Origin of the sequence: Microcoleus sp. MON1_C5, from assembly GCF_036701875.1 — a bacterium.
Lineage (GTDB): Bacteria > Cyanobacteriota > Cyanobacteriia > Cyanobacteriales > Microcoleaceae > Microcoleus.
The window spans coordinates 1-13192 of the sequence record NZ_JAUBRN010000067.1; the positions used below are offsets into that span (position 1 = coordinate 1).

General features: G+C 46.2%; 10 protein-coding genes. 4 read left to right on the plus strand and 6 right to left on the minus strand.

Annotated features, from left to right (window positions below; all coding sequences use genetic code 11):
- Positions 1–335: 335 nt before the first annotated feature.
- Both ggt and QUA71_RS24425 read left to right on the plus strand, forming a co-directional pair.
- Positions 336–2063, plus strand: coding sequence for a gamma-glutamyltransferase (gene ggt / locus QUA71_RS24420; protein WP_333289026.1), 1728 nt, complete (start codon positions 336–338; stop codon positions 2061–2063).
- Positions 2064–2583: 520 nt separating this feature from the next.
- Positions 2584–3462: a choice-of-anchor L family PEP-CTERM protein gene (locus tag QUA71_RS24425; RefSeq protein ID WP_333289028.1), complete on the plus strand. Its 879-nt coding sequence runs from the start codon at positions 2584–2586 to the stop codon at positions 3460–3462.
- Between the two features lie 492 nt (positions 3463–3954).
- Here QUA71_RS24425 and QUA71_RS24430 read toward each other — a convergent pair whose 3' ends face one another.
- The 4 genes from QUA71_RS24430 to QUA71_RS24445 all read right to left on the minus strand — a co-directional run bounded on the left by QUA71_RS24430 (position 3955) and on the right by QUA71_RS24445 (position 7636).
- On the minus strand, positions 3955–5181 hold the full coding sequence (locus QUA71_RS24430) for a pentapeptide repeat-containing protein (protein ID WP_333289030.1): 1227 nt from the start codon (positions 5179–5181) through the stop codon (positions 3955–3957).
- Positions 5182–5289: 108 nt separating this feature from the next.
- Positions 5290–6138 (minus strand): alpha/beta hydrolase, encoded by an 849-nt coding sequence (locus QUA71_RS24435; protein ID WP_333289031.1) that lies wholly within the window; start codon positions 6136–6138, stop codon positions 5290–5292.
- 198 nt (positions 6139–6336) lie between these two features.
- Positions 6337–7062, minus strand: coding sequence for a DUF3120 domain-containing protein (locus QUA71_RS24440; RefSeq protein ID WP_190662774.1), 726 nt, complete (start codon positions 7060–7062; stop codon positions 6337–6339).
- On the minus strand, positions 7055–7636 hold the full coding sequence (locus QUA71_RS24445) for a hypothetical protein (RefSeq protein ID WP_333289033.1): 582 nt from the start codon (positions 7634–7636) through the stop codon (positions 7055–7057). The genes QUA71_RS24440 and QUA71_RS24445 overlap by 8 nt, the downstream gene beginning before the upstream one ends.
- 579 nt (positions 7637–8215) lie before the next feature.
- On the opposite strand from QUA71_RS24445, the gene QUA71_RS24450 reads away from it, so the two are divergent.
- Positions 8216–9454, plus strand: a complete 1239-nt coding sequence (locus QUA71_RS24450; RefSeq protein ID WP_333289035.1) for a ferrochelatase — start codon at positions 8216–8218, stop codon at positions 9452–9454.
- Between the two features lie 51 nt (positions 9455–9505).
- Positions 9506–9700, plus strand: coding sequence for a hypothetical protein (locus QUA71_RS24455; RefSeq protein ID WP_333289037.1), 195 nt, complete (start codon positions 9506–9508; stop codon positions 9698–9700).
- 71 nt (positions 9701–9771) lie between these two features.
- Here the strand turns inward: QUA71_RS24455 and QUA71_RS24460 are convergent, their stop codons facing one another.
- Together QUA71_RS24460 and QUA71_RS24465 are read right to left on the minus strand one after the other, a co-directional pair.
- The gene (locus tag QUA71_RS24460) at positions 9772–11577 is read right to left on the minus strand and encodes an ATP-binding protein (protein WP_333185347.1); all 1806 of its coding nucleotides are present in this window, start codon (positions 11575–11577) and stop codon (positions 9772–9774) included.
- Entirely contained in the window at positions 11574–13187 is a 1614-nt protein-coding gene (locus tag QUA71_RS24465; RefSeq protein ID WP_333289039.1) for a DEAD/DEAH box helicase, read from the minus strand. The genes QUA71_RS24460 and QUA71_RS24465 overlap by 4 nt, the downstream gene beginning before the upstream one ends.
- Positions 13188–13192: the final 5 nt, after the last annotated feature.

The following is a 13192-nucleotide window of genomic DNA, read 5'->3' on the forward strand; positions in this document are numbered from 1 at the left end:
GTTTTAAGTCGGGAAGTTTTTCCATTCCTTTATCTAATGTCTATCTCGTCTTCTTGTCAAGGGGGTTGAGCAATTACGAGTACCGCTAGGTCTTAGCGGGACTTAGACAAAAACTGAAGCCAAAATAGCTTCAAACCCAAAGAGAGCAAGAGTTTTAGCTCGAAGGGGCATAAATCTAGTTATACCAAAGGTTTCAGGCATTTTTAGGCGATCGACCTCTTTCCATTACCAGCGAGGGGTTTGGGTTTTTAAAGCGGCTCGAAAATGTTTAAGTCCCATTAGGGAAGACGATCGTAAAACTATACTGTAAAAAATCCTGGAATCACCCGTAAAAAATGTTGCCAAAGTTCTTGAGCAAAGTGCAAATTTATACTTGTTGCCTAACAGTCTTGGTGTTGGGCGGCTGCCAGCAGCAGCTACAGACAACCTTGCAGCAACAGCGCAGCAAACAGGGAATGGCAGTTTCAGCTCACCCTCTGGCGAGCGCTGCGGGGCTGGCCCTGTTGCAACAGGGAGGCAATGCAGTGGATGCGGCGGCTGCTACGGCTTTGGCGATTTCCGTGGTGGAGCCTTTTTCGGCGGGTATCGGTGGCGGGGGTTTTTTGCTGCTGCGGCGGGCGGAAACGGGGACTGTGCAAGCGCTGGATTTCCGGGAACGAGCTCCGAAACGGGCGGCGCGGGATATGTACCTCGACAAGCAAGGCAAGGTGCGCCCAAGGGCCAGTCTAGACGGGCATTTGGCGGCGGGTATTCCGGGCACTGTGGCTGGACTTTATACGGTGCACCGCGAGTATGGTAAGTTGCCTTGGGCCCAGGTGGTGGCGCCGGCGATCGCCCTGGCTGAAAAAGGCTTTCCGGTAAGTTCGCGGTTTACCACGGCTACCGGGCGACGACAGGATGTGCTCAACAAAAACCGGGCGGCGCGGGAGGTTTTTACTCGCGGTTGCATTTTATACCAGCCGGGTGAGCTTTTGGTGCAGCGGGATTTGGCGCGGACATTGCGGCAGATTGCACAAAATCCGCAAAGTTTTTATACCGGGGACATTGCGCGGGCGATCGCCGCCGACATGGCTAAAAACGGCGGCATTATCACTCTGGAAGATTTGAAAAACTATACGCCGATTTGGCGGGATCCGGTTTGCGGGAACTTTCGCACTTACGAAATTTGCGCCATGTCGCCTCCTTCTTCCGGGGGCGTTCATTTGTTGCAAATCTTAAATATTCTGGGAGATACGGATCTCAAGAGGTTGGGGAGGCAAAGTCCAGATACGCTACATTTACTGGCGGAGAGCATGAGGATTGCTTATGCTGACCGGGCACAGTATTTGGGCGACCCGGATTTTGTGAGGGTACCGGTCAAAGCTCTGACTACCAGCAATTATGGCAAATTGAGACGATCGCAAATCCAAATGTCAAAAGCCAGACCCTCCAGCGAGGTAAAGGCTGTTGACGCTGAAACTTTGAACCGTCTCCTGTGGGAGTCTCCCGAAACTACCCACCTGACGGTAGTTGACAAAGAGCGCAATGTAGTAAGCTTAACGTTTACGGTGAATGGCGGTTTTGGGGCTGGAGTCGTGGCCGCGGGTACGGGAATTTTGCTCAACAACGAGATGGATGATTTTGCAGTGGCGCCGGGAGTGCCGAATTTGTTTGGTTTGGTGGGCGGGGAGGCAAATTCGATCGCCCCGGGGAAAACTCCTTTATCCAGCATGACGCCGGTCATCGTGACAGAAAATGGCAAATTTCGCCTCGCAGCGGGAGCTCCCGGAGGCAGCACGATTATTACTACGGTGTTGCAAATAGTGCTGAACGTGTTGGTTTACGACATGAATGTCGGCGATGCTGTGTCTGCACCTCGGATACACCACCAGTGGCAGCCCGATCGCCTGATGGTGGAACGGGGAGGTTTTGAGGCTGCGACGCTTTCGGAGTTGCGGCGGCGGGGACACCAGATTGTCGAAGGTGACGGCTGGGGCAATGCCAATGCGATCGTCCTGACTGGGGATGGTTGGTTGGAAGGGGCTGCCGATCGGCGCGGCGAAGGAGAAGCAAGGGGGTTTTAGTCAACAGTCAGTCGATTAGAGATTTTAGATTGTAGACTTCGGCGAGCCGTCGAGTCGCGCTCAGTCGAAGGATTTTAGATTTACTCCAGAGATGAATCTGGGATGTTGAACTAGGGTCAAAAATTTTGATCTCTCTACGACAGGAATCGGGCGCTTGTATGGTTTTTTTGGGGGAGGTCATTAGTCATTAGTCATTAGTCATTACCTATTAGTCATTAGTCATTAGTCCTTAGTCATTAGTCATTTTGGAGAGCGCCAAGGGTATCAAAACCAGGGTTTTTTGGTCTCCAGTGCGTAAGTCATGAAATTATTAGTCTGTGTACGTGTATTTTTGCCTCCCTATTTTTTCGCTGAGGTTTATAGGCGGACAAACTGCCAAGAACTACCCAAGAAAATAACCACCAAAAGCGTAAATCCACTTATATGTAAAGTTATTGTAAAGATGCTAGACATTAATAGTTATATAATGTAAAAATGAAGTTGTGCAGAGAATCAGGTTTGTATCTTCCAGGAAAAATTTATGATAATTACTCACAAAATTGCTGCCTTAACAGCTACATTAACTACTGCTCTGAGTTTGTTGGCAGCGCCCGCAATGGCATTTTCGGTAGGGGCAACTAATAACACTGAGACTTTAAAAAATAATTTATTGGGGGCTAATGCAGTCGGGTTGAGTAATTTCTCTGTTTCAATTATGGGTAATTCGGCTGCTTTTGGTACTTTCACTAAGGACCCCTTCGGTTTGACATCAGGTGTTGTTCTGAGCACTGGTAGAGTCGCCGATATACCGGGTCAGAATCGGAAAGATAACTTCACGACAAAGGACAGCGATTTAAGCACGGACTTTGGTCCTAAGGGTGAACAGGGGGATCTGACTCAGCTAAACCTCAGCTTTTTTGCTAATAGCACGGTTGAAAAGTTGTTCTTTCAATATGTATTTGCTTCTGAGGAGTTTCCTGAGTTCGGCGGTTCTAAATATAATGACGATTTTGAACTGCTGCTGAACGGCATTAATTTGGCAAAATTGAGCGACGGAAAAACAGTTACGATTAATAATCTTGTTCCCGATCCAAATAATCGCTCTAAAGATCATCGCGACTATATTGACAGCCCAAGTTGGACAGGTATTGCTGCTAACATCGTTAAGCTCGACGGTTTTACTAAAGTTTTAGGTTTTGAGGGTTTGCTCAAGCAAAATCAGACGAATGTTCTCAGTATCCGCATTAAAGATGTGGGCGATGGCAAGTTAGATTCTGCTGTATTTATTAAAGGCGGTTCTGTGGGGACGGTTCAACCTGAGCCGGTGCCCGAACCGATGACTGTGGGGGGTTTGATGGCGGGAGGCGCTATGCTGGCTGCTGGACGAAAGTTACGCAATCGCCGTGGCGGAAGTAATTAATAACGGAAGGAAGAAGGAAGTTCGGCAACGAGCAATGTACGGGATGTAACGGATGTAACGGATGTCAGGAAGAAGGAAGAAGGAAGAAGGAAGAAGGAAGAAGGAAGAAACAGAACAGGAAGCATTTTGGCGGTTGCTGTAATATGAATCTCGATTAGCCGTGTTGGAGACAGAAACGGGGTTTGATGAACGAAAAGACCTCGTTGCAGCTATTGAACCGGGTAAAAAAAACTCGGTTTGTGCGATCGCGATCGCGTAATATCATGTCAAGTAATTTAACCATTATGGGTACGCAGCGAGGAATGCAAGTCCTCATACAATTCTGACGACGAACGCCCTCACTACGAACCAATTTTATTGCGGTTGTTCTAGCGGACAGAATATAAGTTTTGATCCAAAATTCGCGAAGGGCGGATTTTTTTGTATTTGGAGTTGCAGCAAATATTGCGGGTAAAACCCGCGTCTACAACGACTTACTAAAAACTAAATAATTTAGCTATGAACAGTACCGTCGGGTAAGATTGTACCTGTTAATGTAGTCCGGGTAAGTTTGACCATAACTCGATCGCCGTAACCGATTTTCGCTCCTGTTAAGTCAGCACCGCTCAAGTCAGCACCGCTCAAATCGGCTCCAATTAAGTTGCTTTCTCTCAAGTTGGCATTGATCAAACAAGCTCCTAACAAATTGGCTCTGAACAAGTTTGCTTGGTGCAAATTCGCGCCTGTGAGATTGACGTTGTGTAGAAAAGCATCACTTAAGTCGGCTTCACTCAGGTTTGCATTGCTCAAGTTTCTTCCTGAAAAATCCTTTTCTTTTAAGGAAGCTCCTTTGAAGTTGGAACCGCTCAAATCGGGAGCTTGCGGCCCAGCTTGGCGGTAAGACGGAGATGACTGAGAGGGCGGCGGCTGCGATTGGTAGCGGGACGCCTCTGAATAGGGCCCTGCAGGGTTTCCCCCATAGTTTCCCGCATAATTTCCAGCATATTTTCCTGAAGAGGGTTCAGAAGAGTAGCGGGGTTCTTTTGGGTTGGCCGATGGTGGCTGGGTGTTTTGGTGTTGGGTGTTGGGATACTGATTATTTCTGTACTGATTGTTTTGGTACTGAGTGTTTTGGTACTGAGTGTTTTGGTACTGAGTATTGGGTTGCTGAGTGTTTTGGTACTGAGTATTGGGTTGCTGAGTATTGGGTTGCTGAGTATTGGGTTGCTGGGTATTTTGTTGCTGGGTATTTTGTTGCTGGGTATTTTGTTGCTGGGTGTTTCTGTACTGAGTATTTTGTTGCTGGGTATTTTGTTGCTGAGTATTTCTGTACTGGGTATTTTGTTGCTGGGTAGTTTGTTGCTGAGTGTTTCTGTACTGAGTATTTTGTTGCTGGGTGTTTTGTTGCTGAGTGTTTCTGTACTGAGCGTTTTGTTGCTGGGTGTTTTGGTGCTGGGTGTGTTTTTGCTGGGTGTTTTGGTACTGGGTGTGTTTGTGCTGAGTATGTTTTTGCTGAACGTTCTGATTCTGACCTCTTGGTTGAATCGATCGCAATTTTTCGCGAGCTTGATTAATTTCCTTAATCTTTTCTTCAGCTTTCTGTAGTAGTCTGGGATTGTCTTTGGGGATGCGATCGGGGTGCCAAATGAACGCTAAATCCTTGTAGGCTTGGCTAATTTCTTCTCTGGAAGCTCCCGGCAACAGTCCCAGCACTTTATAGTATTGGTCGAGGTCGTTCATTGTACCACCTTTCGCTTTAAGAAATTAGGAATTAAAAATTAAGATCGGAGCAAAAGCCGTTCTCAAAGCTTGCTTGTCCGATCGTACATTAGATGAACAATAACTCAGCTAAGCCGCTGCTGGCAAAAATTCTCGAATTCGCTGCAAATATGTTGCGGCATCCTCCAGCATCGGAAAGTGAGCCGTATTCGGAATTATAACAAATTCTACTTTTTTGCTGAGGGAGGCTGCTTGCTCTCCCATGACGGCGGGGATAATTTGGTCGAATTCTCCGGCCACAAGCAGTGTGGGAACACTCAGCCGCGCAAATTCTTGGGGCATTTCCTCGGCTGCTCTTTTGCTGACGGCCGTCACCATTGTACCTATAGCAGCTTGCTCGTCTGCCATTAAAAAATCCTTGAGAAACGCCAGACTGACCTCTGTGGGCAGGGAACGGCGCAAAAACCGGGCCATAAATAGCCGATCGGCAAAGGGGATCGATGCCAACCAAGACGGTCTAAATTTTACCACATAGCCACCGAATTTGTGAAAAGTTGTAAAAGATTTTTCGTCGTATTCAAAAATCCCGCTGCAAGTGAGAATTGCTTTTTCTACTTTTTCGGGGTAAAGGTTGAGAAATAAAGTAGCAATTGATGCACCTGTGGAGTGAGCATTGAGAAAGACGCGGCTTAAATTCAGAGATTCTAATAATTCCGCTAAGTCGCGGGCATAGGTTTCGAGTTCGTAGCTGGACTCAGGAGGCTCTTTTGGCAGAGGCGATCGACCAAAACCTCTCATATCGTAAAGCAAACAATCAAAATCATCAGCAATAGCCCGGGCCGTGCTTTCCCAGTAGCGCGCTGAACCCGCCCAGCCGTGCAGAAATACCATCACTGGTTTCCCGCTAGGTTGGGCCGTGTTATCTGCCGTTATCCACTCGTAATAATGTTCTACACCGCGAATTGAAATGAAAGACATGATATTGATTTGGGATTCTTAGATTTTAGATTTTAGATTTTAACTCATAATTGTTCAGTAAATGCCCAAATTCCCGACTTCTTAAAAAAAAAGTCAGGAATCTCAAGACTATATCCATCAAAAAACTCTGCGTTAACCTGCGTCAATCCGCCCACATTTGCGGTCAAAAATCACCCACATAAAAACTAATCATAGATATTAAGCAGCAGAAGCAGCCAGCCAAAATAAACCATCTACCAAAAGCGTGCTTAACACAGCTCCGCTGAAAGCGCGCCAGTGCAGTTCTCGATCGCGCAAACTCAGCAAACCGACTGTTAGCAACACAGCGATTAAAACTAAAGCACAGCCTATGCCCCAAGGAGTTTCGATTTGACCGATCGCACTTTGAAAAATCGGCATTGCTAATTCCGGTTCTGCGTGCATCACTTGCCGCCAGTAGGGCATCAACCCTGTTAAATAAAAATATAAATCAGTAATGGCAGTACCCAATAGCGAACCCAAGTAAAAATAGCCACCAACTTTTCCCCAAGATTTGCCCAAGCACCAAATAGCAAAAGGCAATCCAATTGATTCTATAGGTAGATGTAAAATTGGTTCCCATCTAAACCAGCCCCAATAGATAGAACCTGCCAGCCAACATCCGGCAAATCCTAACAATAAATCTCCCCAAAGTTGGGTTTTGGGGCGGAAAATTAGGATTAAACTCAGAACGAACCAGGGGATAGTTGACAGCAAACTGATGGTGGGATATAAGCGAACTAACGGTGCTTGCACGAAGACTGGAATTGAGACTAAAAATGCTGAGGCGCTAAATATTAACCACTGTTTGATGGTGTTTGTTGTGCCTGAAGTGACAGAATTGTCGAGGCGGGCGATGGTGGCAATAGGTGCGATCGCTGAGGATACTAAATTAAGATTAAACAACTGATTGGACTCCGTATTGTTTCAATAGGTGGACTAAAAATTTTGCTGCGGTTGTGGGTGCGACAGTCTCAATGCCGGCGGTGTGGCTGACTTGCCAGCCTTTTGCCGTTTGGGGAGTTCGCCATAAATCCAAATGTTCGATCGCGGGATCTGCATAAAAGCTTTCTCCACCGCCACCGAGAATTGCTGAACTCCAGTGCGTAAAGCGATCGTGGCTGATTCGGTGGATGGGAAAATTGCCCACCAGAGGTACTCCCCAACCGTCTAAGGCAAAAAAAGCCCCGACTTTGCCGCCGAGTTGCTGCCACATCCAAGCCGCCCCGATCGCCCCGGCTACTCCTGCCGAAAAGCTGACAAATACTAGACTTTCTCCTCCTAACTCTTCGCTGCACAAAAAGTGGAATATGTCAAGAGCTGAAAAAGGCGGATATTTATGAGCGGGAAAAATCTTGACACGATCGACTATTTGCTGGTTTTGGCGATCGGCAGCCAGTCCCCAAAGCCCCGAAAGTCCCGCCAGGAAACAGTCGGTTAGCTTTGGTTCGTGGACTCCGGGGCAAATTACCAGTCTCATAGTTCGTCAAGAAAGTTAATATAGTTCGCAACATAACTTTATCATATAGCTACTATATCATATACTACCCCTGGGGATAGGGTGTTAAACTGATAATAGAGTCAAGTTTGAAGAGTATCCCCCCAAGTTAAATGCTGGGAACGCTCCAAACAGCTTTAATCTGAGGCAAGGTGAGGGAGTCTTAAGAAAACATAAAACTTATCCCCCCCGGCCCCATTCCCTGTCAAGCTTAGCAAAGCCTGATTCTAGTTTTAAGCAGTTCTGTATTTAGATTTGACTTTTCTGGCGGCGTCGAAGCCGACCCCACAAAAGCTTAAAAAAACAGCATTGTGAAAATTAGAGGCCTGCCAGCTTAGCTGCCCTACGAATTTCGGGTCAGGGTCAAAAAACCGACTTAGGACTGATGCTCATCACTCCGGTTTCTAGGATAAATAAGAGGTTTGACCGGGAAGTAGGGGCGCAGAAACCGGGAATCAGCCCCGCGCAGGCCAGTCGTGCGATCGCAAACAATGAAAAATCTCCGATTCACCCTTCATCCTGCCTGGATCTCTTAGAATAAATAAAATTGAGGAATACAAAGTGGTTGCTTCTCCAGAAAAAATCGAGTCCAAAACATCTGCAGCACCCGCAAGTAATGATCGGGTTGCTGTATTACTGATGGGTTACGGCGAAGTCGAAAGCTACGACGATTTTGCCAACTACAACGAACAAGCTTTAAATTTGCTTACGGCAAAGTTTGCGCCAGTACCGCTTTGGATTTATCCGCCGCTGGCGAAGATTTTAGCAATCTTTGACTTGCACGAGTGGAGTCACCAACACGGTCAATTCGTTTCACCGCACAATGCTATTTTTGAACAGCAGCGCGCCGGGATTGAAAAGAATTTACAGGAGAAATGGGGTGATAAAGTAAAAGTGTTCAAAGCTTTTAACTTTTGCGCGCCGTTTTTGCCGGAACAAGTAATCCCTCAAATTCAAGCAGAAGGATTTGACAAAATTCTGATTTATCCGCTGTTGGTAGTTGATTCTGTTTTCACCAGCGGCATTGCAGTCGAACAGGTGAATAAAGCTTTAGCACAAACCTTTGATGGTAAGGAACATTGGGTAAAAGGACAGCGCTACATTCCTTCTTTTTACGATGAACCTGCTTACATCCAGCTAATGGCGGATTTGGTTGAAGAGGAAATTAAGAACGATTTAGCTGTAGCGCATTTGCCTTCTCAGATTGGGATTGTGCTGATGAATCACGGTTGTCCGCACAAGGCGAAGGGCTTTACTTCGGGAATTGTGGAAAGTCAAGCTTTGTACGATCGCGTGCGTGAACGTTTGATGTATCGCTATCCTTTGATTTCGGTGGGTTGGCTGAATCACGACACGCCGCTGATTGAATGGACGCAGCCGGATGCGACGTTGGCTGCGAAGAATTTGATCGATCTGGGTGCAACTGCGATCGTCTTTATGCCGATCGGATTTGCCACAGAAAATCACGAAACTTTGTTAGATGTAGACCACATTATTGAGTCTTTGCAGAAACAGCGTCAAGGAGTTACTTACCGCAAATTACCTTGCGTTAACGACCATCCAGAGTTTCTGAAAATGGCCGCTGAGTGGGCAAATCCGCAGATTGAAGCGTTGTTGAGTGAGACTGCGGTTGCTGTTAATCCGAGTTTGGCTTCCGCGCACCGCGAGCACGCGCATTCTCATGAAGGGCACGGTCATTCTCATGGGGGACACGGGCATTCTCACGGTGGACATTCTCACGGTGGGCATTCTCATGGTGATCACGGACATTCTCATGGTGATCACGGGCATAGTCACTAATAGGAGTTGGGCCTGAGAGCTCAGAAACCGGGTTTTTTGCGAAGATACTGCATGGAAATGGCAGATTTAGTGAAAAACCCGGTTTCTTTTGTTGGGGTGCGTAGGCCGAAATTTGGGCGAAAAGGGCCATCGTCCTTTGGTGTTTTTAGCGAAAGGGCGCTCGAACTTCTGACTCTCTGGTTTATCGCACTTCTTCCGGTTCCTGCAAAATATGATGAACGGGTTGACTTTGGGAAGTGGGTTTAACATTAGTGGCACAATATCTGCCACTAATGTTAAACCCCTAACCCCTAGTTAAACAATGATAGAGCCTTCAGTTATTCCTCACTTTCAAGGAATTGTCGAGCCACCCGTCCCCAATCAAAACGAGCATCCTGTACCCTCTGACGTCGTGCCCCGTCCGGTTCCTCATCCTCGTAACGTGCCCAAGCCATCAGTAACAATTTCAGACCTTCGAGAGAATTTGTTAGACGAGAGCGAAGTGTTTCAATATCTACGCCTTCTACCTCTTCTTCTAAAACTTCGACAAGGTTTTTGTAGGCAGGATGGTTAGCGTTTAAAAATATCATAATTGCACCTCCTCCGCTCTTAACTGAAAAAAAAGCAGGGGTTTCCATATCTGCTTTTGCAACAGTGTACTTCGATCCATCCGAGAGTGTTTTTGCGGTCAATTCTTCAGCTTTAGATTGCAGAACACCTGTATCTATTAATGTGGTTTCAATGATTTCCTTTCGCTCTTCCAAAGGTAGTGACTCATCCTTGTCGCTCTGCCCGTGGTGTCCCTCCTTCTTCCGTTCCTCTGTTACCTCAGTTGCAACTTTCTCCGCAAAAGATCCTTGATGCCGCTTTTGTCCGCTGCGTGAATCTGGCGTTTGTGCATCAATCAGCCTTCGCATGAGTCCTATTTGATTATGGATCTTCTGAGTAATTTCTATTAATGGCCCTCTGGGGTCTTCATCTTGGGTTAATTCTTCTTTTAACTGAGTCATTGATTTATCTTTGAGCACAGATTCGATATCTAGGCTAGCCATATCTGAGAAGTTACGGGCAGATTGCTTACTGTTTGTGACCCCAAACAATTCGTCAAGTGCCGGGGGAAATTCTATCTCGACCCCCCACCATCTTTCTGTAGGTCTCTTCTGTATCCAAGACTGGTCTAGTTCCAATTCACGCCTTGCACGAACCACTGAAACTCCCATATTATTACCAGCGTGCTGTCCATGTGGAAGCTTACCAGGATTTTTTCCTTGACGGGCTTTTTCCTTCGCATAAGAAAAGCGAATTTTCACCTCATGTTTTTTGCCACGAAACTCAATAGTAAAGGTGGTCTCATAGGTGTCTTTCTCTGGCCACGGTTGAAACATTGGCTCTTTGTCAAAGGGAGCAGGGCAAACAGTCTCTGCCATGAGATAACCCGGATCGTTCGCCTTTGCATATTTCCCTTCCTGAATCTGGGTAGGTTCATCAATATTAAAAGTTGCCATGCGAATGACTACTTCTTTAGTATCTAAAAATTTTCGATACATTCGTCCAATTACCAACTCTGAATTTTCGATAATTGCCTTACCAGTCTTCCACACACAGCGATCGATATCTGACCAGACTACTAATGTTCCCGTCTGTCCAAAGCCTGTTGTGACTTTTTCCCAAATCACAGGTATCTTGCGCTTCTCAGGTTCGGGAACTTCAGTAAGCTGCTTGTTTTTGATTTCATTCAAATCGAGGTATGTGTAAATTGCATTTTCTACACCACTCTGCCAAGTCCAAACATCTACCCGTTTACACTGGGAAATTGAAGAGCATGGCAACCCCATACCAAAGCGCCCCATTCCTGTATGTTTGTCTTCTGCTAGATAGGTTCCGTTGCCGAACTGTAAAGCCATTCGCAAAACAGTGGAATCCATGCCACTTCCATTATCTAAAACAGCAATTTTATGAATGCGCGAGCTACGTCGCTGGAGCTGAATTTCTTTCTCAGCACAGAGAAGTTCTACCTCAGTAGCTCCCGCTTGAATGGAATTATCCATGAGTTCGGCTAGTGCATAGGCTGCGTTTTTATAACCGTTGTCGCGCATTGCCTGAACAACTAAATGTACCGGAACGATATCATGTTGTTTTGTCATTTTAATCTCCAAATGTCTTCCCAATTGTTAAAAGCATCGGCAACACTGCCAAAGCCTGGTAAATCTGTGTCCACTACAGTAACAATCTCAGCTTGTTCATTGCCACCTGCTTTAAGTCCGCGAATAGCACGTCCAACCATCTGGCTGTATAAAACAAGCGACTTGGTGGGACGAGCAATCACGGCGGCACTGGTTCGCGGGGCATCAAATCCTGTTGTAAGAACGCCATAATTACAGATAATCTTAGTTTCTGGATGGTCATCTTTAAACCTTGCAATGATTCGCTCTCTTTCTGAAGCAGGAGTCTTGGCAGTTACAGCGGATGCTTGCCAATTTCTAGCTTTCAGCACAGCGGCTAGAAGTTTTGAGTGTTCTACAGATATGGCAAACACCAAAATACGCTTGTGGGTCTTTGCCAAATTTTCAATTTCCAAAATAATGCGGAGATTGCGCTGTTCGTTTTGAGCTAGGCGAGTCAGGATATTTTTTGGTAATTCTAACTCTTCTTCAATACGCTTCAAGTCGTTATTAGATAAATTCAATCCACTCTGGTGTAGTAAAGCTCGGTATTTTACTCGTGCCAAGTATTGCTCTGACACTAGGTAATCTACTGGATTATCGTAGCCAGGAACCTCCAAAGTAACCTTGCGCTGTGCAAAGAATTCCGCTAATTCTTCGTCCGCACTAATGTCTGCCCAAGTGCGGCCTGGTGTAGCTGTTAACCCAAGCAGTGCTGTGTTTTGGTATGGTAAAACGAGAACATCTAAGACTAGCTTGTAAGTTTCTGCTATTGCTTGATGGGCTTCATCAATAATGACAAGAGAAGAACGAGAGCCTAATTTGTTAATAAATTGGATGCTACATTTAGCACGACTGTAAAGCTTGGAAAGACCTGCAACTACTAAGCCGTCATGCACCTCATCAAGATCGAGTTCGTGGTTTCCCCAGAAACGATAGACGGATAAATCTCGATCGCCCAAGTATTTCCAGGCGCGTTGAAACTCGGCGGCGGCTTGTTCGCAAAGTTCTTCACTGTATGCCAACCATACGACTAAAGTAGGCTCTTGCGATCGCAGGCGATCGGCGATAATGTGCATTGCCGTGCGTGTCTTTCCCGATCCAGTGGGCATATGAAGCAGAACACGCCGAGGTTCTTTTTGGAGGAACTGTTTGACTTTGCCTGCTGCACTACGCTGATGACCAAACAAAGCGTATTGAGGTGCAGCCAGATCCGATGAGGGTGTTTCTTCAGATTCCTCAGTTGATGGCACAACCAATTCAAAAAAGTCGAAAAGGGCACGTTCGCGTTCTGAGCCGCGACGTATTTTAACTTCTTTCAGCGCTTGAAAAACATCTTCATTGTCTGAAGCTGACAAAATTGTAGCGAGAATTTCAGCTTGTTTGGGTCGTAATAATTCAAATAAGATAGTGCGAGTGTCTTTTGATAAAAGCAGGCTTTCACGAGAGTAAATACTCACCAAGACTTCACGCAGATTAGTGGGAGTTGCTAGGCGACTATCTAAAAGCTTCACTAAACTGAAAGCTGAACTGCCAAATAGAGTCTCTAGCGTTTCTTCACTTGCTCGTGACAGTATATCATCAAAATTCAAAGGAT

Excerpts from the sequence above, each read along its gene's own strand:
- QUA71_RS24425 (WP_333289028.1), top strand. The coding sequence starts at position 2,584 with ATGATAATTACTCACAAAATTGCTGCCTTAACAGCTACATTAACTACT.
- QUA71_RS24435 (WP_333289031.1), bottom strand. The coding sequence starts at position 6,138 with ATGTCTTTCATTTCAATTCGCGGTGTAGAACATTATTACGAGTGGATA.
- QUA71_RS24460 (WP_333185347.1), bottom strand. The coding sequence starts at position 11,577 with ATGACAAAACAACATGATATCGTTCCGGTACATTTAGTTGTTCAGGCA.
- QUA71_RS24455 (WP_333289037.1), top strand. The coding sequence starts at position 9,506 with ATGGAAATGGCAGATTTAGTGAAAAACCCGGTTTCTTTTGTTGGGGTG.
- ggt (WP_333289026.1), top strand. The coding sequence starts at position 336 with ATGTTGCCAAAGTTCTTGAGCAAAGTGCAAATTTATACTTGTTGCCTA.
- QUA71_RS24445 (WP_333289033.1), bottom strand. The coding sequence starts at position 7,636 with ATGAGACTGGTAATTTGCCCCGGAGTCCACGAACCAAAGCTAACCGAC.
- QUA71_RS24430 (WP_333289030.1), bottom strand. The coding sequence starts at position 5,181 with ATGAACGACCTCGACCAATACTATAAAGTGCTGGGACTGTTGCCGGGA.